Annotated in this window: 1 protein-coding gene; it reads left to right on the forward strand. The window is 69.6% G+C overall.

The annotated features are described in order from the left end of the window. Nucleotides 1-1,163, forward strand: a 1,163-nt coding sequence (locus tag KDL01_RS41295) for a putative PEP-binding protein (RefSeq protein WP_307846814.1), incomplete at both ends; no start/stop codon positions are given.

Genomic DNA, 1,163 nt, shown 5'->3' on the forward strand with positions numbered 1-1,163 from the left:
GCCCGCCGCTTCACCGCCCCCGGCGGCCTGGTCGTGGAAGAAGGCGACCTGATCTCCATCGACGGCTCCACCGGCGCGATCTACACCGGCGAAGTCCCCGTCGCACCCTCCCCCGTCGTCGAATACTTCGAAGGCCGCCTCGGACCCGACTCCAGCCACGCCGACGAACTCGTACGCGCCGTCCACCGCATCATGGCCTGGGCCGATGACAAACGCGACCTGTACGTGCGCGCCAACGCCGACACCCCCGACGACGCCGCCCGCGCCCGCCGCTTCGGCGCCCAGGGCATCGGGCTGTGCCGCACCGAACACATGTTCCTCGGCGAACGCCGCACCCTGGTCGAACGCCTCATCCTCGCCGAAGACGACTCCGAACGCCGCAAAGTCCTCGCCGAACTCCTACCCATGCAGCGCGACGACTTCGTCGGGATTCTGACGGCGATGGGCGGGCTCCCGGTCACCGTGCGGCTGCTCGACCCGCCGCTGCACGAATTCCTCCCGGACCTCACCGAACTCTCCGTGCGCGTCGCGGTCGCCGAAGCACGCGGCGAGGAACACGAGAACGACCTGCGCCTCCTCCAAGCCGTACACAAGCTGCACGAGCAGAACCCGATGCTCGGGCTGCGCGGGGTACGCCTCGGCCTGGTCGTACCGGGCCTGTTCATCATGCAGGTCCGCGCCATCGCCGAAGCCGCCGCCCAAGTCGCCAAGGCCGGCGGGGTCGCCCGCGTGGAGATCATGGTGCCGCTCGTCGGCGCCGTCCAAGAACTCGAGATCATCCGCGACGAAGCCCGCGCGGTACTCGACGAGGTCACCGAGACCACCGGCGCCGACATCCGGGCCCTGATCGGCACCATGATCGAACTGCCCCGGGCCGCCCTGACCGCCGGCCAGATCGCCGAAGCCGCCGAATTCTTCTCCTTCGGCACCAACGACCTCACCCAAACCGTCTGGGGCTTCAGCAGAGACGACGTCGAAGCCGCGTTCTTCTCCGCGTACCTGGACCGCGGCATCTTCGGCGTCTCCCCCTTCGAAACCCTCGACCGCGACGGCGTCGGGCGCCTCGTCCAACTCGCCACCCGCGAAGGCCGCGCCGCCCGCCCCGCACTCAAACTCGGCGTCTGCGGCGAACACGGCGGCGACCCCGAATCCGTCCAGTTCTT

Origin of the sequence: Actinospica durhamensis, assembly GCF_018139695.1 — a bacterium.
In the GTDB taxonomy this organism is placed as follows: Bacteria; Actinomycetota; Actinomycetes; order Streptomycetales; family Catenulisporaceae; genus Actinospica; species Actinospica durhamensis.